Raw genomic sequence first — 22945 nt, 5'->3', positions numbered from 1 at the left:
GGGAATCTTCTCCGAGAATAAACATCCGATGTCTGCCTTGTCAATGACTTACTTTTCCGTAGTATTGGGAGAAACAAGTCCGCATAGCTCTGATGTTAGGGCTGCGCAGAAGGAGGAAAGATGCATTTGAAGTTTGCGCGAGTGGGTCCGCTCGGCGAGGAACGGCCCGTAGTGATCGCCAGTGGGAAAGACGGTGTGGAGCAATGGTTCAGCCTTGAGGCCTTGACCTCCGAGATCGACGGCGACTTCCTGGCCGACGACGGCGTGGGGCGCACCCGTGCAGCACTCGAGTCGGGCAGTTTGCCTGCCGTTTCCCCGGAAGGGCTGCGGATCGGTTCGCCGGTTGCCCGGCCGGGTTCCGTGGTGTGTATCGGGATGAACTACGTGGCGCATGCCGCCGAATCGGGCGCGGCTCCGCCCACCATTCCTGTCGTCTTCCTCAAGCCCTCCAACACCGTTGCCGGTCCGTTCGACGCCGCGCCCATCCCGCCGTCGTCGGAAAAGTACGACTGGGAGGTCGAACTGGGGATCGTCGTCGGCCGTAAAGCGTCATACCTTTCCACGACGGCCGAGGCCGAGGAGTGCATCGCCGGGTATGTGGTGGCCAACGATCTCTCCGAACGTGAGTACCAGCTGCCCGGAACGGCGGGCCAGTGGACCAAGGGCAAATCGCTGCCCGCCTCCACGCCCTTGGGTCCCTGGTTTGTTCCGGCGGACCAGGTCGACGCCAGAAACCTGGGCTTGCACAGTTGGGTCAACGGCGAACCCCGGCAGTCTTCCAGCACTGCGGACATGATCTTCGACGCCGCCACCCTCGTCCACCACGTGAGCCAATACATGGTGCTGGAGCCGGGGGATGTGATCCTCACCGGTACGCCTGAAGGGGTGGCCCTCTCAGGCCGCTTCCCGTACCTCCAGCCAGGCGACGTCGTCGAACTCGAAATCGACGGACTAGGCAGGCAACGCCAAGAGTTCTATCGAGCTCAAACTGACGCCCGATCGTCTGCTCGTTCCGCCTTGTCGAGCGGGATTTCCAAATGAGCGCCGAGTACGGCAGGGAGTTTGAAGGCCTTGTCGCACTGGTGACCGGAGGCGCGTCCGGCATCGGTGCCGCTATTGCCGATCGGCTGTCCGCCGGTGGCGGCGAGGTCGCCGTCCTGGACCTCAATCCGGCAGGCTCCCCGCACTTCGCCCTGGAGTGCAATGTTGCCGATAACGCCTCGGTGCGGGCCGCCGTCGAGCAGGTTGCCAGGAAGTTCGGACAGCTGGACGTGGTGGTCAATAACGCCGGCATCGGCGCGCAGGGCGACGTCGCAGCTAACGACGATGACGAATGGCACCGCGTACTGGACATCAACGTCGTGGGCATCGCCCGCGTCAGCCGCGCAGCCCTGCCCTACCTGCGCCAGTCTTCTTCAGCAGCGATCGTCAACACGTGCTCCGTTACCGCCACGGCGGGGCTTCCGCAACGCGCCCTATACTCCGCCTCCAAGGGCGCGGTGCTGTCCCTCACCCTGGCCATGGCCGCCGACCACATACGCGAAGGCATCCGGGTGAACTGTGTAAACCCGGGCACCGTTGATACGCCATGGGTGAGCCGACTGCTGGACTCTGCTGTCGATCCCGCGGCCGAACGCGCCGCTCTCAACGCACGCCAGCCGCAGGGGCGGCTTGTGGAAGCGGCAGAGGTGGCCGGCGCCGTCGCCTATCTTGCCAGCCCGCTGTCCGGTTCGACGTCAGGTATTTCCCTGGCAGTCGACGGCGGTATGCAGGGTTTGCGGCTTCGGAAGGAATCCTAAACGGCAAATAAACCCCGCCCTCGACCTCTCGACTGTCGTCACGGTTCACTGACATCATGACGGGTATGCCTATCTCCCTGCTGCAACCTGCCGGACTCGTCGCTAGCCCCGCTTTCAGCCACGTCGCCGTCGTTCCTCCTGGAGCCACAACCATTTATCTCGGCGGCCAGAACGGCGTCGACGAGACCGGATCGATCGTCTCCGCCGATGTCGCCGCTCAGGCGAGTAAAGCGCTCGACAACGCGAGCGTCGCATTAAAAGCGGCCGGCGCCACGCTGGAGGACGTTATCCAGTGGTTCGTCCTCCTGGACGAGGGAGCCGATCTCGCCTCCGCCTACGGCGCGATCGCACCAAAGCTCGCGCGGGATGGCGCTCCGCCGCTGGTTACTGCCGCTCGGGTCGCTGGCTTGGGGGTGCCCGGAGCGTTGATCGAGGTAAGCGCAGTGGCCGCTTTGCCTCCTGAAAGAGACGCTGCGCTCAAGGGATGACGCGCTACCTCGCACTTCTCCGCGGCGTGAACGTTGGCGGGCGAAGCGTCATGCGGATGAGCGCTCTTACGACTTGCCTCGAAGGAGCAGGGCTGACGAACGTCTCAACCTTCGGAGCGAGCGGCAACGTGTTGTTTGATGCGGATGGATCCTCGGCTCAGCTAGGGAAGAAGATCTCAGCGGCGATGCGGGACTGCCTCCAGCCGGGCAGCGAGCCATTGCCGGCGCTGGTGCTCGATTACGGACAGCTGCAGGCGGTCATGGACCGAAGACCGAGAGGATTTGGCGACGAGCCGCAGAAGTTCCACAGCGATGTGATCTTCCTGCTTGGGATCGACCCGGCACAGGCCATGTCGGCGATCACGCCACGTGATGGAGTCGACGAGGCATGGCAGGGAGATGGAGTGATTTACTTCCAGCGGCTCAGTGCCCGACGTACCAAGAGCTGGCTGAATAAAACAATGTCGTCGCCTCTCTACAGGTCAATGACTATTCGTAGCTGGAGCACTGTAGTGAAGCTCGAAGAACAGGTGCGAATGCGGGCGACACGGACGGAAGTCGGCATTAAACGGCTGGAAGGCTAGGGCGCAGCAACATTTACGAGTTCTGATCGACTGCCCGTCTCCAAGTCCTCAGTAAGAACCAGTGAACTGACTTGGGGGCAGTAATACTTATGTTCTCGTGCATTTTTCTCAAGCGGCGTCCAGTCGTAGACCTTGACGCAGTCAGTGTATGTTCCGCTTTTCGTAGTGACGGTCTGGCCGGTAGCAACGGTGTCCCGCATATCTTCTGCATTGCCAACGTAAAATTCCTGCCTATATGAGTCTCCGACGCGCTGCTCGGCCTTCATCCAAATGCCGGCCTTTGCCCCATCTTGTCCATGAATGAAGCTGCCCGAATGATTCAGCAATATCCCATTCCAGTAATTGTTCACATCTTCGCCGAAGTACCACACATCTCCGTTGCTATGCTGGGCCAGGTAGTCCCTGGTTTCCTCCACCAGCTGCCCGTTCTTGTATTCCTTATCCAAATAGATGACCGTCTCAACGCCCTCTATGCGCTTTGTTTCCTGCAGGATTTCAATTTCGATTCTCTCGGTGACTCTGCCTTGGTTGGTAGTCTCATAGGTCATTTTCTTGCCGACCGGAAGAGCGAAGTATTTATTGGTTATGTTCGTTGAGAAATCTGATGCGTTAATCTGCGGACTGTACTCTGCGGCCCTACTTCTTTTTGAGTTGTCGAAGTAAAAAAATACTGCCCCACCAGCAACCAGCAACAGGACGAAGAAGAGACCAAAGAATATTTTGGTTTTAGTTTTCATGACCTTTCCCACTCCTTCTGAGTAGAAATTCCTGTAGGGGGTCAGGGCACCTGTTGCTTGCCCATGGCCATAGGAAAAAGGTAGTGCAGTCGGCCCTGAACAAGAACCCATTGACGACCACAACTTTGTTCAGAGGCGCAGGACTACTAAACCGCCTGGCGCAGCCAGGATTCGACGCCGCTGATATGGACCGTGACGAGCGACCTAACGAGCTCTGCGTCACCGCGTTCCAGGGCGTCGGCAATCGCCTTGTGCTCGGCCAGAGTGTGGGCCACTGCCTTCTCCTGCGTCAGTCCCCGCCAGATGCGCGCACGGACTGTCCTGCTGGAAAGAGCCTCCAGGAGGCCGGTGAGATAGTCGTTGCCTGCAGCCTCCGTGATGAGGCGGTGGAATTCGAGATCGTGCGCAACGAGTTCTTCAACGGCGGTATTCTCATCGATTCCGTCCATGGTGGCGCGAAGGGCCTGGAGATCCTCCGGCTTCAGCTTGCCGGCAGCTATGAAGGCCGTACCAGGTTCCAGGATTCGTCGGACCTCGAAGAGCTCCAGAATCGAGCGGTCTTGGTGCAGGTCCACCACGAACGCGACGGCTTCGTTGAGGAGCTTAGCGTCAAGGCTTGTCACGTAGGTACCGTCGCCGCGGCGCACATCAAGCACCCGGATGAGCTCGAGCGCCTTGACCGCCTCGCGAAGGGAGCTACGAGACAACCCCAGCCGCTCGCTCAGTTCCTTCTCGGGCGGAAGGCGATCCCCGGCCTTTATTTCGCCTCGGATCAGCATGTCCTTGATCTTGCCGATCGCTTCGTCTGTGACAGCCATGGCTACATCTTAGCCGCCAATCATCCGATGTTTGGGTCAATCTTGTAGGACGCCGGGCCGAACTGGACTGAGGTGCTGGCAGAATAGCTGAATGGACGCACCCAAGCAGGTTCCCGCCGTCGAACTCCGCATCAGCATCACGGATACTGATCCACTTATCTGGCGGCAGGTAGTGCTCCCCGAGACTGTCACAATCTCTGAACTCCATGGCGCTATCCAGAAAGCCTTCGGGTGGCAGGACTACCACCTTTTTGGTGTTCGGGCAGTGGACCGTGAGGGCCGGCCGCGCGTCATAATCGGTGGCGACGACGACGTTAATGAGTCGGATACCGAGGCGGCCGACGACGTCAGGCTGCTGGAGCTCATCGATCCGGCGCAGCCAGGCACAGCCGTGGAGTACGAGTACGATTTCGGTGACACGTGGACCCACAGGGTCGAAGTCATCGGTCCGGCGAAGATCAGCGAAAACACCATTATCTGCCTCGATGGCGCGATGAGGGGACCGGTGGAGGACTCCGGCGGTACTGGCGGCTACGCGAACTTCATCAAGGTCCTTGGCAATCCCAGTCACCCTGAATACCTGGACGCCGCGGAATGGTTCGAAATGGTAACCGGTGAACAAGCCGAGGATTTTGACCCGGCTGCGTTCGACCTTGTGGAGATCAACGGGCGTCTCCACCAACTGGGCCGCAGGCTTTGGCCCGGCGATCCGACGTCGAAGGACATGGAATCAGTCTTTGCGCCCCTGCTGTGGCTGCTCCATGAAGCGGCGCCCGACGGACTCGAACTGACCTCCGCCGGCTATCTGAAGCCGGCAATAGTCAAACGTGCCATGACCGAACTGGGATGGGATGACGAATGGTTCGGGACAGGCCGCAACGAACGCAACGTCAATCCCATCCTCAGGCTTCGCTCCCTGCTGCAGGACTGGAAACTGCTGCGCAAACTGAAGGACCGGCTGACCCTGACTCCTGCGGGCCGCCGCGTTGCCGGTGATCCTGCCGTCTTGTGGGACTACGCCGCGGATTGCCTGGCCTTTCCTGCGCACCCCGCCGACCGTGTGATGACACAACTCTTGGTTCACTGGGCTGTGGAAGGGACCCCACCGCCCATTGAAAAGCGGGGCAAGATCATCCAGATGGCGCTTTACCAGGAGGGCCTTAGGGCACACGACGGCGGCGATATTCCCCTTGAATGGGTACACGAACTCAGCCGCGAAATCGGCCAATCCATGCGGTGCCTGGTGCTGAACGAATCGCCCAGCTGGATGAGCTCGCTCCATGGTGAGCTGTCCGACGCCGGACTCAGGTTCCTGCTCGACGTCCAGCGTCGGATGAGGGAGCGGGCAGCTTAGTCACCGGGGCGGAAACTGGCCGGGGCGGCCATTTCATTCGGTAAAAGGAGGGCTCTCATGACAAGGGTCACTCGTGCATTATCCCGTCGCTCAGCCTGGAAACCGGTAGTCAAAGGGGTGTTGCAGGAAACCAGATTTGGTAGTGGATCCCTGCTTTTGTTGACTCCATTCCCGTAGGCGCAGGGAGATCGGGAAGTTCCTCCACAGTTTCGTCGTTGAATCCAACAAAGAGCTGATGAGAGAGGGGCCGGAACCACCATGAACAAGGCGATCATCCAGTGCCCGCACTGCGGCAAGTCCAACCGTGTCCCGGCCGCCTCATCGGGCAAACCACGTTGCGCGAATTGCCACAACTGGCTTCCCTGGATTGTTGAGTCCGGCGAGAGCGACTTCCCTCAGGTGGCCGAACAGTCTGACGTGCCCGTCCTGGTCGACTTTTGGGCAGAATGGTGCGGTCCCTGCCGCATGGTTAGCCCCGCGCTTGACCAGTTGGCGACGGAACGGGCGGGCAGCCTAAAGCTGGTGCGCGTCAATGTGGACTATGCACCACGGCTCTCTGACCGGTTCGACATCCAGGCAATCCCCACCCTTGTGATGCTCGTCGATGGGAAAGTCGTATCGCGGCAGACAGGCGCCGCGCCGGCTCCCGCCCTGCGTTCCTGGCTGGACGGGACCCTCAGCAGTACTGGTTAGGCCCTTAGCAGTACTGGTTAGGGATGCCGGGGACCGACTGCGGAACCGGAGTGTTCGCGCCCTTCCCAAGCCCCCGGACAGTCCACCCCTCCGCCCGCCAGGCGGAAGCTTCCAGCACGTTCCGCGCGTCCAGCACCATCCGGCGTCGTACGAGTTCCCCGACGGCGGCCGGCGACAGATCGCGGTATTCGTCCCACTCGGTGAGCAGCAGCACGAGTTCGGCGCCTTCGAGGGCGCGCTTGGTGGAGGACTCGAAACGCAACTGCGGGTAGCGCATCCACGCGTTGTTGATGGCTTTGGGATCGGTGACCGTGACGTGGGCACCGGCGGCGGCGAGTTGCAGGGCGACGTCGAGGGCGGGGGAGTCCCGGATATCGTCGGTGTCCGGCTTGAACGCGGCGCCCAGCACAGTCACGGTGCGGCCGGAGAGGAAGCCATGGCACATGTCCTTCGCGACCTCGACCGTCCGCGTTCGCTGGCGAAGGTTGATGGAGTCCACCAGACCCATCCATTCATGAATAGAGCGGACGTCATGGGTCCGGGCCTGGGAACGGAAGGAGCGGATGTCCTTGGGCAGGCAACCGCCGCCGAAGCCCAGCCCGGCGTGCAAGTAGCGGTTGCCTATGCGCGGATCCATTCCCATGGCATCACTCAGTTCGGTGACGTCGGCCCCGGACGCGTCGCAGAGTTCGGCCATGGCGTTGATGAAGCTGACCTTCGTGGCGAGGAAGGCGTTCGACGCCGATTTGATGAGTTCCGCCGTCGCGAAGTTGCAGACCAGGCGCGGGATGCCGGCACCGATCAGGGGTTCGTAGACGGCGTCGAGCATGGCGGTGACCGGCTTACCGGAGGCGGCGCCCTTGCCGCCCGGCACCCCATAGATCAGCCGGTCCGGCACCAGCGAGTCCTTCACTGCCGTTCCCTGTCGCAGGAATTCAGGGTTCCAGCCGAGCAGGACGTCCGAACGACGCGCCAGTATGCCTTGGAGCATCTCCACGGTTCCCACCGGAACGGTGGACTTGCCAACGACGGCGGCACCCTTGGCCAGGTGCGGGAGCAGAGCCTTCGTGGCTGCGACCAGATAGCGGAGGTCTGCGGTATCTGAAGTCTTGGACTGTGGCGTCCCGACGCAGAGGAAGTGGACCTGGGCTTTGGCGACGCTGGCGAAATCCGAGGAGAAGCTGAGCCGTCCCGTGTCCAGGCCGTGGCGCAGGAGCTCGTCGAGGCCGGGTTCGTGGAAGGGCGCGAAGCCTTTGCCGAGCTGTTCGAGCTTGTGGAGGTCGACGTCGACGCCCACCACGGTGTGGCCCATCGAAGCGAGGGTGGCAGCGTGCACGGCACCGAGGTAGCCGCAGCCGACGACAGAGATTTTCATGGTCAATTCCTCACGACTGAGTGTTCACGGACAACTTCTTGGTAATGCCGCACCAGTTCCGCGCTCAGCACTGGCCACGTCCGTCCTTGGACCGAAGCGAGGGCCGCCGTTCCGAACGCGCGGCGCTTGGCGTCATCGCCCATCAGGTCCTGGACGTAATTGCGGAGTTCGGTGAGGTCGCCGGGTTCATAGAGCCAGCCGGTGCGGGAGTTTTCCACCAGATCCAAGGGGCCGCCGCGGCCGGTGGCGACGACCGGCACGCCTGAGGCCATGGCCTCCTGAATGGTCTGGCAGAAGGTTTCGAACTCGCCGGGATGCACGAACAGGTCGAACGATGCCACCGCCTGGGCCAGATCCTCGCCGCCAAGGAAGCCCGTGAAGGTGGCTTGGGGGAGGGCTGCCTCGAGCGTCTCGCGCTGCGGGCCGTCGCCGACAATGACCAGCCTGGTGCCCGGGACATCTGCCAGCACGGCGAGGTCCTCCACCTGCTTTTCGATGGCCAGCCGGCCCACATAGCCGATGATGCGCTCGCCTTCGGGCGCCACCGATCTTCGCCAGGCGTCGGAGCGCTTGGCCGGGTTGAATCGCGCGGTATCCACACCGCGCCGCCACATATCCACGCGGAGTATTCCGCGGCCGCGCAACTGGTTCAGCGCGAAAGTGGAGGGTACAAGAGTGCGGGTGGCCAGGACGTGGATGTTGTCCACCCGATTCCAGGCCCAGTTCTCCAGGAACGGCACGCCGTACCGCGCAGCGTAGCTGGGAACCTCAGTCTGGTAGATGGCCACCGTGGGGATCCCGAGCTGGTGCGCGGCCTGCACTGCCCGCCAGCCGAGCACGAACGGCGACGCGAGATGCACGACGTCGGGGGCGTAATCGGCAAGGATTCTCTTGACCCGATGCACGCCGCCCAACGCCACCCGCACGTTCGTGTAGCCGGCCAGCGGCACTGAAGGGAGGCGGTAAACAAAGGCGCCTTTGACGACGTCGGAAACTTCAGCGTCAGACGTCGACGGCGCAATCACCATCACCTCGTCGCCCCGCTCCTGCAGGTGGTCCAGCACCCGCAGGATCGAGTGGGTGACCCCGTTCATCAGTGGCAGGAATGATTCGGCAACGATTGCGATCCTCACGCATTAAGCGTGATCGCCGGGGCTGAAGAGGCGGGGGAGTGGGGGTTGCGTCAGGGGGAAGGTTGGGTGAACAGAGTGGTAAAGGCGCGACGGCGGCCTGGCTCACCTAGTGAGCGAGCCGGACTCCGGTTGTCCGATGAGTTGAGGCAGGCCGGAGGGTAAGCCCGGCGGCAATGACAGTCGCTGCAATTGTCGGGAAGCTCAACTATGGCGAACCTGTTTGGGAGGTGAGAGAAGTGCACGACGCCGCCTAACGAGCCATGACGGGACCGCCGAGAAGCCGGAACCTCCAGAGTTCAGGGGAGCCAGCCGGCAAATTGATGGGAGGCCTGGGCAACTGCAAAGACTTTGAACTTTGTACCGTTGCCTCGGACGTCGCATCTTCAGCGAGGACGCGCGAGTCTCCGGCGAAATGCAGCCATGCCAGCGCCAACACGAATGCCAAGACCAGACTCGGCCAATGACTCAGCACTTCGGTGGTTGGGCCATGTACCTCTACGCCGGAATGATCCACCTTGCGCATCATGACGTCCTGCGATTCTGCCAAATCGCGGGCGCCCCAGCGCCGAGCCGTGAGATGAGCGGATTGAAAAAGAAACCTCATGAACCCATGGCGGGCATGGCTTCGACGCTCCAAGATTGGCCCTGCCGCTTGCCCCTGTCAAGACGTTCAGGACAATTAAGCCAAACGTTCTAAAAACCCTGGACCGACCTCGGAAACCGCCCTCAAGCGCGGTATTTTCCCCTGCCGCCTGAGTTCCTACCTCGATATACTGAAAGGCACACAACTTCTCTGAGGAGTGAGGCAAATGGGTGGGGTGGGCGTCGCCCTCCTTCTGATCCTGGTCGTGGTCGGCATCATCGCGATCCGTTCCCTGATCGCCGCAACGACGGACTACGAGTCCTCCGACTACGCAACCGCCGACCAGACACCGGCCGACCTTGACCCGTGGGCCGATTTCAAACGCAGCCGGGCGTTACAGCGCAAGTGGAGGGCAGAAGACCTCAAGGCATGGCAGGCGGAGTTCGATGCGCTCGACATTTCCAAACATTCGGCCTCCTCGTCGGCACGACGTCTCCAGTAGTTTCGAGTCGGTGAGGTAGATGTTCTGGATATTTCTCTTGGGCTTGGCTGTTGTTATCACCTATCCATGGGTGGGTGTGCTGCTGGGTATTATTTTCGTCCTTATCATGATTGGCAATCACCCAAGGAATCCCCAGATCAGGAACCAAAGACCCGCCAGGATCCGCCCTACCGCGCCGCCCGCCAGGGTCCGCCCTCCCGTTCGCACCCCGCCCGCCGTCGTAGACGTGGATCCGTGGGCTGAAATGCGGCGGCTGCAACAACTGCAGCGCAATTACCGGAAGTACGACCACGACACGTGGGACAAGGAGTTCAACAGGCTTGTCAAGGAGCTTGAATCCGGGCCCTAGCTGCCTTCGGCGGGACCGGATATTGACTGCATTCGCACCGAGTGTGTCCGTACACTGAGCTTCATGGCATCCCGTATCAGCGAACTGGTCCTCAAATGCGCCGACCCCGAACGGCTCGCGCGGTTCTGGAGCGAGGTCCTCGGCTACGTCGAGCTCGACAGGGAGGATGGTGCGATCGAGATCGGCCCGCCGGACGCCGGGTTCGGCGGCCTGCAGCCCACCATCATCCTGAGTCCCAGCAGCGATCCGCGGATCGGAAGGCTCCCCCTGCACATCGACGTCAACCCCGTCGACAGGGACCAGGACGCCGAGCTGGAAAGGTTGCTCGCCCTCGGCGCCCGTCCCGCCGACGTCGGGCAGACCGGCCACGAGCAATGGCACGTCCTGGCCGACCCTGAGGGCAACGAGTTCTGCCTCCTGCGCAAGCGGCTTGAGCCCTGATTCGAAGCCATGACGGGCATGGCTTCGACGCTCTGCTTTCAGTGGCCTTTCAGTGGCCGATTTCAGTGTTCCGTAAGGATCTCCACCAGCGTTTCCAGGTTCGCCCGAGTAGTCCGGGAATGGGCCTTCTGAACGAGAGGATCGGCGACCTTTCCGAAAACACCGCCCAGGCCGGAGTCCGCTTCTATCCGGTTGGTGAAACGGGTTCCATCCCCTTCCGGTTCCGTTGTGAGTGTGATCGTGAAGTTCAGGTCGCCCTCACCACGTGATACTGCCCGCCGTGGCGGATCGAATTCGGTGACTTCAGTGGTCCAATCGAAGCGGCGTCCCAGGACCTTGCTCTTTCCTTTTGTACGGGTGCCGACTTTGACCGGTCCGTCATCGATCTGCTGGGACTCAATGATGGAGGAGTCCCAATCGGGCAGATGATTCGGATCCGATACGTAATCGAAAACCTCTTGGGGCGGCTTGGGAATGAAGATGCTTTCCTGGACGATGGGCATGGCCCCTCCTTTGGAGTGTTGATCCGTCGGAAGTCGCGGTCGCCCCAGCCCCGGGCCGTGAGATGAGCGGTTTGATTAAGGAATCACGCCGAAACCATGACGAACTTGGCTTCGACGATCCAAGATTGGCCCTGTGGTTCAACGCTGTCAATAGGCCTGAAACACCCACTCGGCCCCAAGCTATTCAAACCGCGAAGGGTCTCCCATTCCCCGCCGCACAACCTCGGCAGAACCACCCGAGAAGTCCACCACCGTCGTCGGCTCCGCGCCGGTATCGCCTGAATCAACCACTGCGTCAAGCACGTGGTCCAGCTCTTCCTTGATCTCCCAGCCTTGCGTCAGTGGATCATTCTGTCCCGGAAGCAGCAGCGTACTGGATAGCAATGGTTCGCCCAGTTCGGCCAGGAGAACCTGGACAAACCTGTGGTCGGGGATGCGCACGCCGACCGTCTTCTTCTTTGGATGCATTAGCCGGCGCGGGACTTCCCGGGTTGCCGGCAGGATGAAGGTATAGGCGCCTGGGGTCACAGCCTTGATGGCGCGGAAAACGTCGTTGTCGATCTGGACGAACTGGCCCAGCTGGGCAAAGTCCTTGCACACCAGCGTGAAGTGATGTTTGTCGTCGAGCTGGCGGATGGTGCGGATGCGATCCAGTGCCTCCTTGTTGCCCAGCTGTGCGCCCAAGGCGTAGCAGGAGTCAGTCGGATAGGCGATCAGCCCACCGGACGTCAGAAGCTCAACAATCTGGTTGATTGCTCGCGGCTGGGGATCTTCAGGGTGGACGTCAAAGTATCTGGCCATGCAAAGAGCCTATGGGGGAGGCGCCAATCCCGCAGCATCGGGGCGGAACAAGCGCCAGCGAATGTCCGGGCGTTCAGTCGTGCCTCAGAACATCCGGAAGCTCATCTACATATACGGTCAGCGGGGGATCGTAGTAGATCACCAGGACCTTCTCGCCAACAAGAAACTCACTGGTGCCGTCAAAGGGGTAGGCGTGATAGGCGCTGGTTCCACCGTGATAGGGAAGCATGACCTCGCCGATCGTCCCTGGCGCGACTCGCCCGGTCACCCGTCCGATCTTGCCCGTGAAGCTCCGATCTACATTCTTACGCATGAGGCGCATTCGTCGGTCGCCTGGCCCCGTCCTTCCCGTTCCGCAAGGCAGAAGAGATCGTCGGCAGGAAGCTTCCCACCTGCGACAGGATTCCGCCCACCATGTTGTTCAGGCCATCGCCGCCGTTCAGGACCGTCATGTGGTCCACGTGGGCAAAAGGCTCTGCAGCCGCCGAGACGATGGCTGGCATGTTCTCAGCGAGCTGCTGCGAAATAACGGCATCCTGATTGGTTTCGAGCGCCTCGCCGCGGGCCTTGATGCCCTCAGCCTCCGCTAGTGCCTTGGCCTTCACCGCCGACGCCGCCGCCTCACCCCGTGCCTTTGTGGCGGCAGCTTCGGCTTCACCAGTCACCCGCGTGGCGCCCGCCATCGCCGCCGCGGCGGTGGCGCTCGCCTGCGCCTCGACTTCCACCCGCCGCGCATTTGCCTGTGCCTCAAGCTCTGTCCGCCTGGCTCGCGCTTCCGCAGCGCTGATGTCGGCGGACTTTTGGGCTTCGGCCTCGGTTCGCTGGGCATAAGCCTTGGCATCGGCAGGCTTCCGGATGGTGGTCTGCAGCTTCTGCTCCTCCCGGTCCGCCTCCAGTTTGGCCACTTCAGTTTCCTGCACCACGACCTGCTGCCTGGCCGTGGCATCGGCCAGGGGACCCGCCTGCGCCGCATTGGCCTTCGCCCGTTCGGCATTTGCCTGCGCAGCCGACTGCCTGATCGCGGAAACGCTTTGCGCATCCGCAATCATTGCTGCAGCCTCGGCCTCTTTCTCAGACGCCTCACGGTTGCGGGTGGCCTCCGCGATGCGGGCCTCCATCTTGACCCGCGCAATATGGGGTGCAGCGATGTTTTGGATATACCCGGTGGGATCCTGCAGGTCCTTAATTTGGAGCGAATCAACCACCAGGCCGAGCTTTGCCATTTCGATACCGCTGGCACCGCGAACCTGGGACGCCAGTTTGTCGCGCTCGCGGATGATTTCCTCCACAGTCATGCTGCCAATAATCGAGCGCAAATGGCCCTCGAAGACGTTATACACCTGGCTTTGCATTTTCGGCTGTTGCCCCAGGAACCGTCGAGCAGCATTTGCGATAAAGGGCGGAGCGTCTCCAATTTTGTAGATGACAATGCCCTCCACAATCACCTGGATTCCTTGGGACGTCACACAAGAAACCTTTAGTTCAGTTTCATTGAGGGTCAGGTTCAGCGCCCTGACCGTCTGCAACCCTGGGATCACAAGGGCTCCCTTGCCCGTGACAATTTTGAAGTCCATGCCGTCGGCGTTCTCCAGAGTTGCCCGCGTCAAGCCGGAAATGATGAGGGCTTCATTAGGTTCCGCAACCTTCCACATTGCCTTTGTAGCAATCCAGACAAAGGCAACTACCGCCAGCGCGCCGATAATCCAGAAAATAAGCGGGAAGAAAGCTCCGAGGTCCTGCATGACGGTGTCCTTTCAACGTCATTGAACAGACACAGGGTCAGACCCCCCATAGGCCAGGTGTCGGCTCTGTACACAGTCTGATTGGGCCCCCGCAAAGAGTCCAGCAATTGTTCAGATCGCGCCTGAAAGCCCCTGCATTGAAGGCTCAGCGGGGCTACCGTAGAGACAGCCGCAACGCCATGGAAAAGGGGATCCAATGAATGCTCACCTTTCGCTCGAGGACGCCGGCTGGCGTTTCGACGGCGGTCAGTCCACCGACGGCGGCAGCACCTCCCACGTTGGCGACCTGCACGACGGCGGCGACCTCACCGGCGTCGGGCCCGCCCTCGCGGCCCTCATCCGATCCCTAGGCACCCAGCCCCGCCTCCTCGGCCTCGGGGAACCCATGCATGGCGAAGAGGAGTTCCTGCGGCTGAGGAACCAGGCTTTCCAACACCTCGTGGAGCATCAGGGCTACCGCTCCATAGCACTGGAGAGTGACTGCCTGGCCGGCGTGGAGGTGGATGTGTTCGTCGAGGCAGGGGCCGGCGAGCTGGAGGACGTGATGGAGTACGGCTTCAGCCACGGCTTCGGTGAGTTGGCGGCCAATCGTGAGCTCGTGTCCTGGATGCGCGAATACAACGCGGACCACTTGCCGGAAGACAGGCTCCGCTTTTACGGCTTCGATGCCCCCATCGAGATGACCAGCGCCCAAAGCCCACGCACGCCGCTGCTGGCGGTGTACGAATACCTGGCGAACCAGTCCGCCGTCGGACGCGACCCCTTCACGCGGGACCTTATCGAGGACCTCGTCGGGGAGGACGAACGATGGACCAATCCGGCAGCCATCATGGATGCCGCGCAATCGATCGGGGCTTCTCTGGAAGTCAGCCGGCTCCGGCTCATCGCGGACGACCTGCTGGTGATACTTGCAGCCGAGTCCCCGCGGTTGATTCAGTCCTCCTCGCCCGATGACTGGTGGCGGGCCGTCCTCAACGCCCGAACGGCGGCGGGGTTGCTCCGGTATCACGCCGAAACGGCTGATGCTGACCCCTCCCGGGTGGCACGGCTCATGGCCCTGCGGGACGTCATGATGGCCGAGAACCTCAAAGCCGTTTCCGATCACGAGGCGGAGCGTGGCCCCACCCTGGTCTTCGCCCACAATCGCCACCTGCAGAAGAACCTGAGCACTTGGCAGTTGGGCGAGATGTCGCTGGAATGGTGGAGCGCCGGCGCCATTGCCGCCGCCCAATCCGGTAGGCGATATGCCTTCATAGCTGGCGCGCTGGGCTCCGCCTCGCAGCACGACATCCCGGCGCCTGAGGAGGGCACCCTCGAGGAAGAACTTGGTCGCCTCCCAGGCGGGAAGTACGTTCTCGATGCCCGGAAACTCTCGACGGCGTTGGGCAACACGGTCATGGACCTCACCCTCCGCATGGACGCCCCCGAAGATACTGGCTATTTCCCCTTGGAGCCCGACCAGCTCGACGGCACTGACGGTGTGCTCTTCCTCAAGGAGATCTCCTAGCCGGACGGGTCCCGGCGTCGGGGCACTGGAGGAGTCCTAGCTCCGGTTCCACCGAAATTGGAGGCCACGGCAGGTGGTATTCAACGCGTCTTCCGCGAGATCCGCCATCTCCAGCACGATCGCATTGGACCGTGCGGGCAGCGGCGACGGCGGATAGGCGACCGATATGGCCAGCTGGCGATTGCCGTCAGCACTGCTGATGGCGATGGTCCCATAGCCGGGAACATCGCCGGGATGACCGTAATAGAAGCCGTTGGTGCAGGTGTCATTCCACTGGGACAAGCCCAAACCATAGTCGGCGTACACAAGGCCTTTCATCTCAGCCACCCTGGCCGGAGACAGCAGTTGGCCCCGCAGCAGGGCCTTGTAGAAGGTATTTACATCATCCACGGTAGAAACCATGCCGCCGGATGCGGAGCCGCTTTGCATCGGGGAGTACCCAACGTCCACCAGTTCGCCGTCGACCAGCGTGTAGCCGCGAACTAAGCTGGCAGGCGCCGGTCCGTCGTCGATCATGGTTGTGCCGCGCAGGCCCAGCGGACCCAGGATGTCATCCCGCAGCGCCTCAGCAAGTGCCTTGCCACGGAGTCGTTCAACGATCATCCCCAGGGCCACATAATTTGAGCTGGAATAGCTGAAGCCCTGCCCCACCCTCTTGGGCCAAGGCACCGTGCCGGCCAGCGCAAGCCGCTGCTGGGCGCTGAGCGGAGTGGCCAGAATCTGCCTCAGCGGCGCCGACCGCAGCAGGGGATCGTAAAAGTCAGGCATGCCGGAAGTGTGGTTCAGGAGCCTACGCACCGAATATGGTTCCGGCGGGTGCACGAGTTCCTCCAACTCGGGCAAGTACTTGGTCATGGGCTCGTCCAGCACCAGCCTGCCCTCGTCCACGAGCTTCAGCACGGAAACGGCCACCATGGTCTGGGTAATGCCGCCCACCTGCACCGGATCACTGAGCTGTGCAGGATCGTTGCCATCACGGCTCCTGACCCCGGCGGCATGCGACCACTCCTCCTGTCCCACTTTCGCCTTGATCAGCACTGCCGACGCGCCGGCCTCGAACATTTCCTGGCTGAACAGCTCGAGGATTGCCTTGAGTTCCCTCAGGGAGGACGACGCCGGAACTGCCGCTGTCTGCGGCGCAGTGGCCGTCGGGCTCGGGGGAGGGGAAGACGGCGGACTCGCTGCGGTGGGCGTTGGTGCGGTGGGTGGAGCCGTCGTCGTAGGCGGCAGGGTTGGCTGGGAAGGTGCCGGCTGCGGCTCGCCGATACAGCCGCCGAGGAGCACGCCGACCATGAGGGCGGCACTGCTCAACAAAGCACCCACGCGAATGGGTGATCCGTGGAGGCGAGCCGCAGCCATCTGAGAACCTTCCGTCTGCCGGTCCACAGCCGACGTAAGAACGCTGCCCCCGACACTTTTGATGCTCCCCAGCCGACCGGCCGCAGTCAAGAGTCCCCGGGCACACTCAAGGTGGAAATCAATTCAGGACGTAACCTGACCTGAAGCAGTCCTAAGCTGGGCTTTGGACTGAAACCCAGCAAAGGAGCAGTCGTGACGAAGGCAGATCCGATAATCAGCACCGTCCCCGCTGGCTACTCCAGCGTCAGTCCGTGGATCATCTCCCGGAACACGGACGCATTATTCACATTCATGACCAAGGCGTTCGGAGCCAAAGAGATCGATCGCGTTGTTGGTGAAGACGGCAGCATCGGCCATGCGGAAGCAAGAATCGCCGATTCCGTGGTCCTGGCCTTCGATTCCCGCCCGCATTGGCCCGAAACCCCGGCGTATCTACGGTTGTACATCGACGACGCCGATGCCGCCTTTGCTGCGGCGCTCGCCGCAGGCGGCAGGTCGGTGTCCGAACTCGACAACAGCGCCTGGGGTGACCGCGGCGGCAGGATCCAGGACCCGCTCGGCAACGTCTGGTGGATCATGTCCCACATGGAGGTTGTCAGCGAGGATGAAGCTGCCCGACGCTGGCAAGCCCCCGAATATGCCGCGGGAATGAGCTACGCCATCGATTCCCTGGACCGCCACATGACAGGACGGGAGAACAGGAGGGAAGACGTACCGGAACTCGTCCGCAACATGACCGCTCCGCCACGGGCGGAGGGGGTTAGACCTGTCCCGGAGGGTTACCGTTCCGTTGAGCCGTGGATCATTTCCCGTGACACTGCCGGCGTCCTCGATTTCATCACTGCGGCATTCGGCGCCCAGGAGGCCTTCCGCGTGCCGATGGAAGATGGCTCGATCGGCCATGCGGAAGCGCGCATCGGCGACTCCAACATCCTTGCCTTCGACTCGCGCCCGAACTGGCCACCGACTCCGGCGTTCTTGAGGTTGTACGTGGACGACGGCGATGCCACCTTTGCGGCGGCGCTGGCGGCGGGTGCCACCGCGGTAACCAACATGACGGAGATGTTCTGGGGAGAGCGGGTGGGCAGGGTCCGCGACCCCTTCGGCAACCTGTGGTGGATCCACTGCAGGGTGGCGGAACTGACAGCAGAAGAGGCCTACGAACGCGCCGCCCGGCCGGAGTTTGTGCAAGCCATGGAATATGTCACCGGTTCGGAGATCATGACGCCGGGCAAGGACTAACGGCATTGTCGCTGCATGATCCGGTGTGTTTGAAACCGTGCCACGAGGCCGAGCCCGGAGCAGGGGACGAAGGGGCTTGGGACGCGCAGGGCACGACGACGCTGAACGGAGTCTACCGCGTGCTGCGTACCGCCATTCTCGACGGAACTGTGCCGCCTGGTGGACAGTTGCGGGAAATGCACATCGCTGCAGAGTCTTTGGAATGGTTGGGAGACCAAGCTGCGCCTCTACCTCGCGGTCGACCACCGCACTTACACCGACCTGCATGACATTGCCGTTGAGCACGAGAGATTGGCTGCGATTGCCTTGGATGGCGACATTGATGGGTTCTGGCAGGAGCTGGCCAGCCATTTCCAATCGGCGCTGCGCGGCTAGCGGCACAATAAGACCCCATTACGGTTTGAGCCAACCACGGCTTCTGAAACGTACGAAACAGGGCAAAAAAAGCTGGTGCGGGTCCCGTGACATGTAGCCACGAGAACCGCACCAACGTTTTATGTTCGACTCGTTAGATTTGCGTCATTGCCCAACCCATTGGCGGCTCCTCTAATCCCGGTCTAACCTAATCCGGGCTATCTCCTGTCCTCTGCCAGGTGCCGTGAAAACATCCAGCCGGCAGCAATCATCAGAATGCCCAGCACCATGTGCGTCCAGTTGTCCAGAGTGTTCAGCGACAGGAAGTTGGCCGCCGAATCAACCCCAACACTCAGGCCGTACACGCTAAGCACGATATACAGGGCACCGAAACCCATGAGGAAGTTCCGCGCGCCATGGCCCGTGCGGGCCATTGCCCAGCCGATTGCCCCGATGACCAGCTGCACAATATTGAGCAGCATGGAAACCTGGAACAGGCCAAGGAGCATTGCGTGCGAATCGGGTCCCAGGAACCTTAGTTCCCCGTACTGCATGGTGATGCCCGGGATGAATCCCAGGATGCCCACCAGCATCAACAGAATACCTACGCCCATGCCGATGTTCTGGACGTCTTGCCGTCCGAAATGAACGCCGTGTGCATGTGGGCTTGCGGTAGCCATCTCTGCCTCCATCCACTGTCTGCGAACAGTCCAATTTTACGTCTGCTTTATGGAAAAAGCGCTGGGATGGGCGGGTTGACGGTACCTTCAGCGCCTGCGTGGCACCATGGAACACGATGAAACTGCGCGCTGATCAAACCGGAAAACGTGGACTGCCGATGCCCCTGTGGCTGCAGGGTGCCCTCGAGTCGGCGCAGGCGGCCATCATCTCGGCACTCATCGTCGTCCTGCCGCTAGTGGCGGTCTGGTTCACAAATGGATTCCAGAACAGGGACATCGAAGCCCTCGCCAGGCTGGGAGGCCAAGCCTGGCTCCTGATCCACGGGGTACCGCTTCAGCTCGCCAACCTCGGCAACGGCGCAGGCAGCGCGACCGGCGCCGGCGCCGAGGGTTCCGGCGTGCTGTCCCTCATCCCGCTGGGGCTCACGCTGATTCCCTTCCTGCTTGCCTGGCGGGCCGGACGACGCCTGGCCCGTGCCTCTTACACGGACCAGCTCTGGCAGGCGCTGCTCGGTTCGTGGGCCGTCTATGTATCCTTCAGCGCGGCCACTGGTTTTGTCTGCCGCACGTCCGACGTCGTCATCAACCTCTGGGCCGCGATGTTCATCCCGCTGATCCCCTTTGGCCTGGGCATGGTGGTGGGCGCGCGACGGGAGTCGGGTTCCTGGAGTCGGCTGATCGGCGTCGACGCTGTGGACTGGATCGCGCGGACCAGCCAGCACTCGCGGTGGGCCGGATCCTACCTCGCGTCCGCGGCCAAGGCCGGATTCCTGGCCGCGATGGCGGCGGTTTCGTTGTCCGCCCTGCTACTTGCCGCCGATATCTTCCTGCACTGGACGCAGATCATTGCCATTTACGAGGGCCTCGAGGCCGGCGCGTTGGGCGGGGCCGTACTGACAATCGCGCAGCTCGGTTACCTGCCCAACCTCGTCATCTACACGCTCGCCTGGGCGTCCGGACAAGGGGTTGCCCTCGGCGTCGGCTCCCAGGCCGGGGCGCTGGACACCGCCGTCGGACCCCTCCCTGCTATCCCGGTCCTGGGCGCCCTGCCTCACGGGCCGCTCGAATACGGTGCCGCCGCGCTGGCGCTGCCGATCATTGCCGGAATCCTTGCAGGCTGGTGGTTCCTCCGCGAAGGCGAGAACCACTTCGACGAATGGCTAGCCATCAAGATCAAAGCGCGCTGGTTCACGGCAACCTGCTCCACGCTCGTGCTGGGAGTGCTGATTGGCACGGCTGCCGGGCTGCTCGCGGGAGGGTTGGCCTGGCTGGCCCGCGGTTCCGCCGGGATCGGCCGGCTCACGGAAATCGGCCCCGACCCGCTCTGGACGGCAGTCTGGCTGGCCGCCGAGGTGGGGATCGGCGTCGTCATTGGCTACGCGGCCGGGCCGTGGCTGGAGCACCGCCAGAAACTGCGGGAAGCGGACCTCGACTCAGTAGAGTACGACGCCGACCGCGCCTGACGCCGTTGGGTCGGCCCCCGTGGTGGATCCAGGGGCGCCGCTCACCTCATGCCAGTGGGCAGCGACTTCTCCAGCTCCACCTGGCAAAGATTGCGGGCTTGTTCGGTCAACGCCGGCCGGGCGCAGTCCTGGAATGTACGCAGCTGGTTGAAGAAGAGCGCGGAGAAGAGCAGCAAGAGGCACATGATGCCCGTGACGATCAGCCCGGAGATGGTCCCGAACAGCACTAACCTGGGCTGCTTGTACTTCAGGGTGCGCACCAGCACCACCACACCAAGTACCGCGCTGGCCACGGTCAGGATGGCGCTCAGCCACAGGTAGCTCACGTTCAGCGAGTAGACGAAGAACGATCCGAGCACCGTCAACAGGAAGGCGCGGAACAGTGTTCGGGTTAGCGCGAGGGCGGACTTCGCGGTGTCGCTGAGCGGGTGGGAGAGGGGCTGGGGGCCGCCGTCGGGAATCATGTTTTCCAGCCTACGCGAACCGCCAATAAGCTAGAGCGATGCGCATAGTTGTCCTCGTCTCCGGTTCCGGCTCAAATCTCCAGGCAGTCATTGACGCCGCGAAATCAGGTGAGCTCGATGTCGACATCGCCGCCGTCGGAGCAGACCGGGAGGGAACGTACGGCATCGAGCGCTCCGCCGAAGCAGGGCTGGAGACCTTCGTGGTCAACTTCAACTCGTTCCCCACGCGGGCAGAATGGGATGCAGCACTCACTGAAAAGGTCGCGTCCTACTCGCCCGACGTCGTGGTCTCGTCCGGCTTCATGCGTATCGTCAGTCCGGAATTCATCGACGCCTTCAACGGCAAATACCTGAATACCCACCCGGCATTGTTGCCGGCGTTCCCAGGCGCCCACGGAGTTCGCGACGCGATGGCCTACGGCGTCAAAGTGACCGGCTGCACTGTCCACTGGGCCGACGCCGGCGTGGACACAGGCCCCATCATTGCGCAGGAAGCCGTGGCCATTGAACCCGGCGACACCGAGGAAAGCCTGCACGAACGCATCAAGGTGGTAGAGCGCCGCCTCCTGGTGCGGACCCTCGCAGAGCTGGCCGCCGACGCACCCAACCCCGCCGCCTCACCCAACCCCGCCGCGACCCCCAACCCCGCCCGCTCACCCAACCCCGCCGGCTCACCCAACTGAGTCGCAGTTGTGGTCGTTAAAACCCGTTTTAACGACCACAACTGCTAGTTACTTGGGCGGGGAGCGCCCTGACTGTGGATAACCCCTCGGTGCTGCCTCCGATTTTGCAAGCATGGGGCAATGAGGAATCTGCAGCCCTTGCCGGAGCCTATGGATTCGGCTCCGTTCACCATTCAGGAAGCGCTCGACGCCGGGGTCTCCCGACGACGGTTGAGATACCGCGCGCTGGACGCGCCGAGCCGGGGGATTCGAAATCCACTCGGGGAAACCGCCATGGAACTGTCGGCACAGGTGCGCCCGTTCACTCTCGTGACGGAGTTTTCGGCGGCATCGCATGCCACCGCATTCACGCTCTGGAAGTTTCCAGGGTTTCTTCCCGGCAGCGATCGACCTGGGATCCATATCTCGCGGCCTGACACTATGGCCATTGCGCGCCGTAGGGGCGTAATTGGCCATGTGGGTCAGTTCTTTGAGGATGAGATCGAGAGCATCGACGGATTGCTGATCACGAGCCGGGCGCGAACGTGGCTGGACTGCGCCCGCAAAATGGACGTCGACGAGATCACTGTTGTGGCTGATCACCTCTTGCGCTTCCCTCGTCCGGAGTTTGAAGGACGGACGGAACCCCACTCCACCTTGGAAGAGCTCGCCGACATGCTTAGCCGGCATAAGGGAACGCCCGGCATCCGCAAGGCCCGGCTTGCATTGGAACAGGCGCGGATCGGGGCGGATTCGGCTCCCGAAACGAGGCTTCGGCTGGCCCTGGAACGCGCGGGACTGCCCGAACCGGAACTGAACGTGCCCGCGGAGCTGGCTTCCGGCGTCGTCCGTCAACCCGATCTTTCCTATCCGGAACATCGCGTAGCCGTGGAGTACGAGGGCGACGGGCATTCTGAGCCCGCTCAGATCGTTCGGGATATCGCCCGAGAGGAGGATTTCAGCCGAGCGGGCTGGATTCTGGTGCGGATCTCAAAACGACACATGCGGAACGATGCCCGAGCCGCCGTCGCCAAGGTCCGCAGTGCTTTGCTCAGCCGCGGTTGATCGCCCAAGTAACTGGCAGTTGTGGTCGTTAAAACGGGTTTTAACGACCACAACTGCGAGCTAGCCGGTTTGTCTCTTGTGGGACGCCCGTTCGGGTTTGAAAATGTCCTTGTGGTCGCCTGCCGACGCCGTCCATCTATGGTTCGTTGAGGCCGTGAGCTAGCCGGGCGTTGGGGATCACGCCGTGGGCCCTTCACTGTTTCTTTTGCCGAGAACGAGGACTAGATTCCTTTTTCCCCGGTGATCT

General features: G+C 62.2%; 26 protein-coding genes. 15 read left to right on the top strand and 11 right to left on the bottom strand.

Annotated features, from left to right (window positions below; all coding sequences use genetic code 11):
* Window positions 1-120 precede the first annotated feature (120 nt).
* The 4 genes from J7E82_RS07450 to J7E82_RS07435 all read left to right on the top strand — a co-directional run bounded on the left by J7E82_RS07450 (window position 121) and on the right by J7E82_RS07435 (window position 2871).
* Window positions 121-1041 (top strand): fumarylacetoacetate hydrolase family protein, encoded by a 921-nt coding sequence (locus tag J7E82_RS07450; RefSeq protein WP_214861992.1) that lies wholly within the window; start codon window positions 121-123, stop codon window positions 1039-1041.
* The gene (locus J7E82_RS07445) at window positions 1038-1799 is read left to right on the top strand and encodes an SDR family NAD(P)-dependent oxidoreductase (protein WP_214861991.1); all 762 of its coding nucleotides are present in this window, start codon (window positions 1038-1040) and stop codon (window positions 1797-1799) included. Before J7E82_RS07450 ends, J7E82_RS07445 begins: the two co-directional genes overlap by 4 nt.
* 65 nt (window positions 1800-1864) lie before the next feature.
* A complete protein-coding gene (locus J7E82_RS07440) occupies window positions 1865-2287 on the top strand; it encodes a RidA family protein (RefSeq protein WP_214862067.1) in 423 nt (140 codons plus the stop codon).
* Window positions 2288-2343: 56 nt separating this feature from the next.
* Window positions 2344-2871 (top strand): DUF1697 domain-containing protein, encoded by a 528-nt coding sequence (locus J7E82_RS07435; protein WP_251041577.1) that lies wholly within the window; start codon window positions 2344-2346, stop codon window positions 2869-2871.
* Here J7E82_RS07435 and J7E82_RS07430 read toward each other — a convergent pair.
* Both J7E82_RS07430 and J7E82_RS07425 read right to left on the bottom strand, forming a co-directional pair.
* The gene (locus J7E82_RS07430) at window positions 2868-3608 is read right to left on the bottom strand and encodes a hypothetical protein (protein WP_214861989.1); all 741 of its coding nucleotides are present in this window, start codon (window positions 3606-3608) and stop codon (window positions 2868-2870) included. The genes J7E82_RS07435 and J7E82_RS07430 overlap by 4 nt on opposite strands.
* 146 nt (window positions 3609-3754) lie before the next feature.
* The gene (locus J7E82_RS07425; protein ID WP_214861988.1) at window positions 3755-4426 is read right to left on the bottom strand and encodes a FadR/GntR family transcriptional regulator; all 672 of its coding nucleotides are present in this window, start codon (window positions 4424-4426) and stop codon (window positions 3755-3757) included.
* A gap of 91 nt (window positions 4427-4517) precedes the next feature.
* Here J7E82_RS07425 and J7E82_RS07420 point away from each other — a divergent pair, with 91 nt between their 5' ends.
* Together J7E82_RS07420 and trxA are read left to right on the top strand one after the other, a co-directional pair.
* On the top strand, window positions 4518-5780 hold the full coding sequence (locus J7E82_RS07420; RefSeq protein WP_214861987.1) for a plasmid pRiA4b ORF-3 family protein: 1263 nt from the start codon (window positions 4518-4520) through the stop codon (window positions 5778-5780).
* Between the two features lie 258 nt (window positions 5781-6038).
* Window positions 6039-6473, top strand: a complete 435-nt coding sequence (gene trxA, locus J7E82_RS07415; protein WP_214861986.1) for a thioredoxin — start codon at window positions 6039-6041, stop codon at window positions 6471-6473.
* A 4-nt stretch (window positions 6474-6477) separates the two neighbouring features.
* Here the strand turns inward: trxA and J7E82_RS07410 are convergent, their stop codons facing one another.
* Window positions 6478-7848 (bottom strand): UDP-glucose/GDP-mannose dehydrogenase family protein, encoded by a 1371-nt coding sequence (locus J7E82_RS07410; protein WP_214861985.1) that lies wholly within the window; start codon window positions 7846-7848, stop codon window positions 6478-6480.
* A gap of 2 nt (window positions 7849-7850) precedes the next feature.
* Window positions 7851-8981 (bottom strand): glycosyltransferase family 1 protein, encoded by a 1131-nt coding sequence (locus J7E82_RS07405; RefSeq protein WP_214861984.1) that lies wholly within the window; start codon window positions 8979-8981, stop codon window positions 7851-7853.
* 809 nt (window positions 8982-9790) lie between these two features.
* Here J7E82_RS07405 and J7E82_RS07400 point away from each other — a divergent pair.
* From J7E82_RS07400 to J7E82_RS07390, 3 genes are all read left to right on the top strand, one after another.
* Complete coding sequence (locus J7E82_RS07400; RefSeq protein ID WP_214861983.1) at window positions 9791-10066, top strand: hypothetical protein; 276 nt, start codon at window positions 9791-9793, stop codon at window positions 10064-10066.
* 106 nt (window positions 10067-10172) lie between these two features.
* Window positions 10173-10415, top strand: coding sequence for a hypothetical protein (locus tag J7E82_RS07395; protein ID WP_214861982.1), 243 nt, complete (start codon window positions 10173-10175; stop codon window positions 10413-10415).
* 63 nt (window positions 10416-10478) lie between these two features.
* The gene (locus J7E82_RS07390; protein ID WP_214861981.1) at window positions 10479-10856 is read left to right on the top strand and encodes a VOC family protein; all 378 of its coding nucleotides are present in this window, start codon (window positions 10479-10481) and stop codon (window positions 10854-10856) included.
* Window positions 10857-10918: 62 nt separating this feature from the next.
* On the opposite strand, the gene J7E82_RS07385 is transcribed toward J7E82_RS07390, so the two are convergent.
* From J7E82_RS07385 to J7E82_RS07370, 4 genes are all read right to left on the bottom strand, one after another.
* Window positions 10919-11359, bottom strand: a complete 441-nt coding sequence (locus tag J7E82_RS07385) for an SRPBCC family protein (protein WP_214861980.1) — start codon at window positions 11357-11359, stop codon at window positions 10919-10921.
* 180 nt (window positions 11360-11539) lie between these two features.
* Entirely contained in the window at window positions 11540-12160 is a 621-nt protein-coding gene (locus J7E82_RS07380) for an L-threonylcarbamoyladenylate synthase (RefSeq protein WP_214861979.1), read from the bottom strand.
* Between the two features lie 73 nt (window positions 12161-12233).
* The gene (locus J7E82_RS07375; RefSeq protein ID WP_214861978.1) at window positions 12234-12473 is read right to left on the bottom strand and encodes a hypothetical protein; all 240 of its coding nucleotides are present in this window, start codon (window positions 12471-12473) and stop codon (window positions 12234-12236) included.
* The gene (locus J7E82_RS07370) at window positions 12466-13902 is read right to left on the bottom strand and encodes a flotillin family protein (protein WP_214861977.1); all 1437 of its coding nucleotides are present in this window, start codon (window positions 13900-13902) and stop codon (window positions 12466-12468) included. The genes J7E82_RS07375 and J7E82_RS07370 overlap by 8 nt, the downstream gene beginning before the upstream one ends.
* A gap of 196 nt (window positions 13903-14098) precedes the next feature.
* On the opposite strand from J7E82_RS07370, the gene J7E82_RS07365 reads away from it, so the two are divergent.
* A complete protein-coding gene (locus J7E82_RS07365; RefSeq protein ID WP_214861976.1) occupies window positions 14099-15409 on the top strand; it encodes an erythromycin esterase family protein in 1311 nt (436 codons plus the stop codon).
* Between the two features lie 36 nt (window positions 15410-15445).
* Here the strand turns inward: J7E82_RS07365 and J7E82_RS07360 are convergent, their stop codons facing one another.
* Complete coding sequence (locus J7E82_RS07360; protein WP_214861975.1) at window positions 15446-16768, bottom strand: serine hydrolase; 1323 nt, start codon at window positions 16766-16768, stop codon at window positions 15446-15448.
* A gap of 192 nt (window positions 16769-16960) precedes the next feature.
* Here J7E82_RS07360 and J7E82_RS07355 point away from each other — a divergent pair, with 192 nt between their 5' ends.
* Both J7E82_RS07355 and J7E82_RS20590 read left to right on the top strand, forming a co-directional pair.
* Entirely contained in the window at window positions 16961-18010 is a 1050-nt protein-coding gene (locus J7E82_RS07355; RefSeq protein ID WP_214861974.1) for a VOC family protein, read from the top strand.
* A 159-nt stretch (window positions 18011-18169) separates the two neighbouring features.
* On the top strand, window positions 18170-18385 hold the full coding sequence (locus J7E82_RS20590; RefSeq protein ID WP_251041576.1) for a hypothetical protein: 216 nt from the start codon (window positions 18170-18172) through the stop codon (window positions 18383-18385).
* A 197-nt stretch (window positions 18386-18582) separates the two neighbouring features.
* On the opposite strand, the gene J7E82_RS07345 is transcribed toward J7E82_RS20590, so the two are convergent.
* Window positions 18583-19044 (bottom strand): DUF4383 domain-containing protein, encoded by a 462-nt coding sequence (locus J7E82_RS07345; RefSeq protein WP_214861973.1) that lies wholly within the window; start codon window positions 19042-19044, stop codon window positions 18583-18585.
* Between the two features lie 116 nt (window positions 19045-19160).
* Here J7E82_RS07345 and J7E82_RS07340 point away from each other — a divergent pair, with 116 nt between their 5' ends.
* Entirely contained in the window at window positions 19161-20507 is a 1347-nt protein-coding gene (locus J7E82_RS07340) for a DUF6350 family protein (protein WP_214861972.1), read from the top strand.
* A gap of 41 nt (window positions 20508-20548) precedes the next feature.
* Here J7E82_RS07340 and J7E82_RS07335 read toward each other — a convergent pair whose 3' ends face one another.
* Window positions 20549-20971: a hypothetical protein gene (locus J7E82_RS07335; RefSeq protein WP_251041575.1), complete on the bottom strand. Its 423-nt coding sequence runs from the start codon at window positions 20969-20971 to the stop codon at window positions 20549-20551.
* A gap of 38 nt (window positions 20972-21009) precedes the next feature.
* On the opposite strand from J7E82_RS07335, the gene purN reads away from it, so the two are divergent.
* Window positions 21010-21654: a phosphoribosylglycinamide formyltransferase gene (gene purN / locus J7E82_RS07330; RefSeq protein ID WP_214861971.1), complete on the top strand. Its 645-nt coding sequence runs from the start codon at window positions 21010-21012 to the stop codon at window positions 21652-21654.
* 120 nt (window positions 21655-21774) lie between these two features.
* Window positions 21775-22698: an endonuclease domain-containing protein gene (locus J7E82_RS07325; RefSeq protein ID WP_214861970.1), complete on the top strand. Its 924-nt coding sequence runs from the start codon at window positions 21775-21777 to the stop codon at window positions 22696-22698.
* Window positions 22699-22945 lie beyond the last annotated feature (247 nt).

Origin of the sequence: Arthrobacter sp. ISL-30, assembly GCF_018613855.1 — a bacterium.
GTDB lineage: Bacteria > Actinomycetota > Actinomycetes > Actinomycetales > Micrococcaceae > Arthrobacter.
This window is presented reverse-complemented; position numbering and strand designations above follow the sequence as displayed.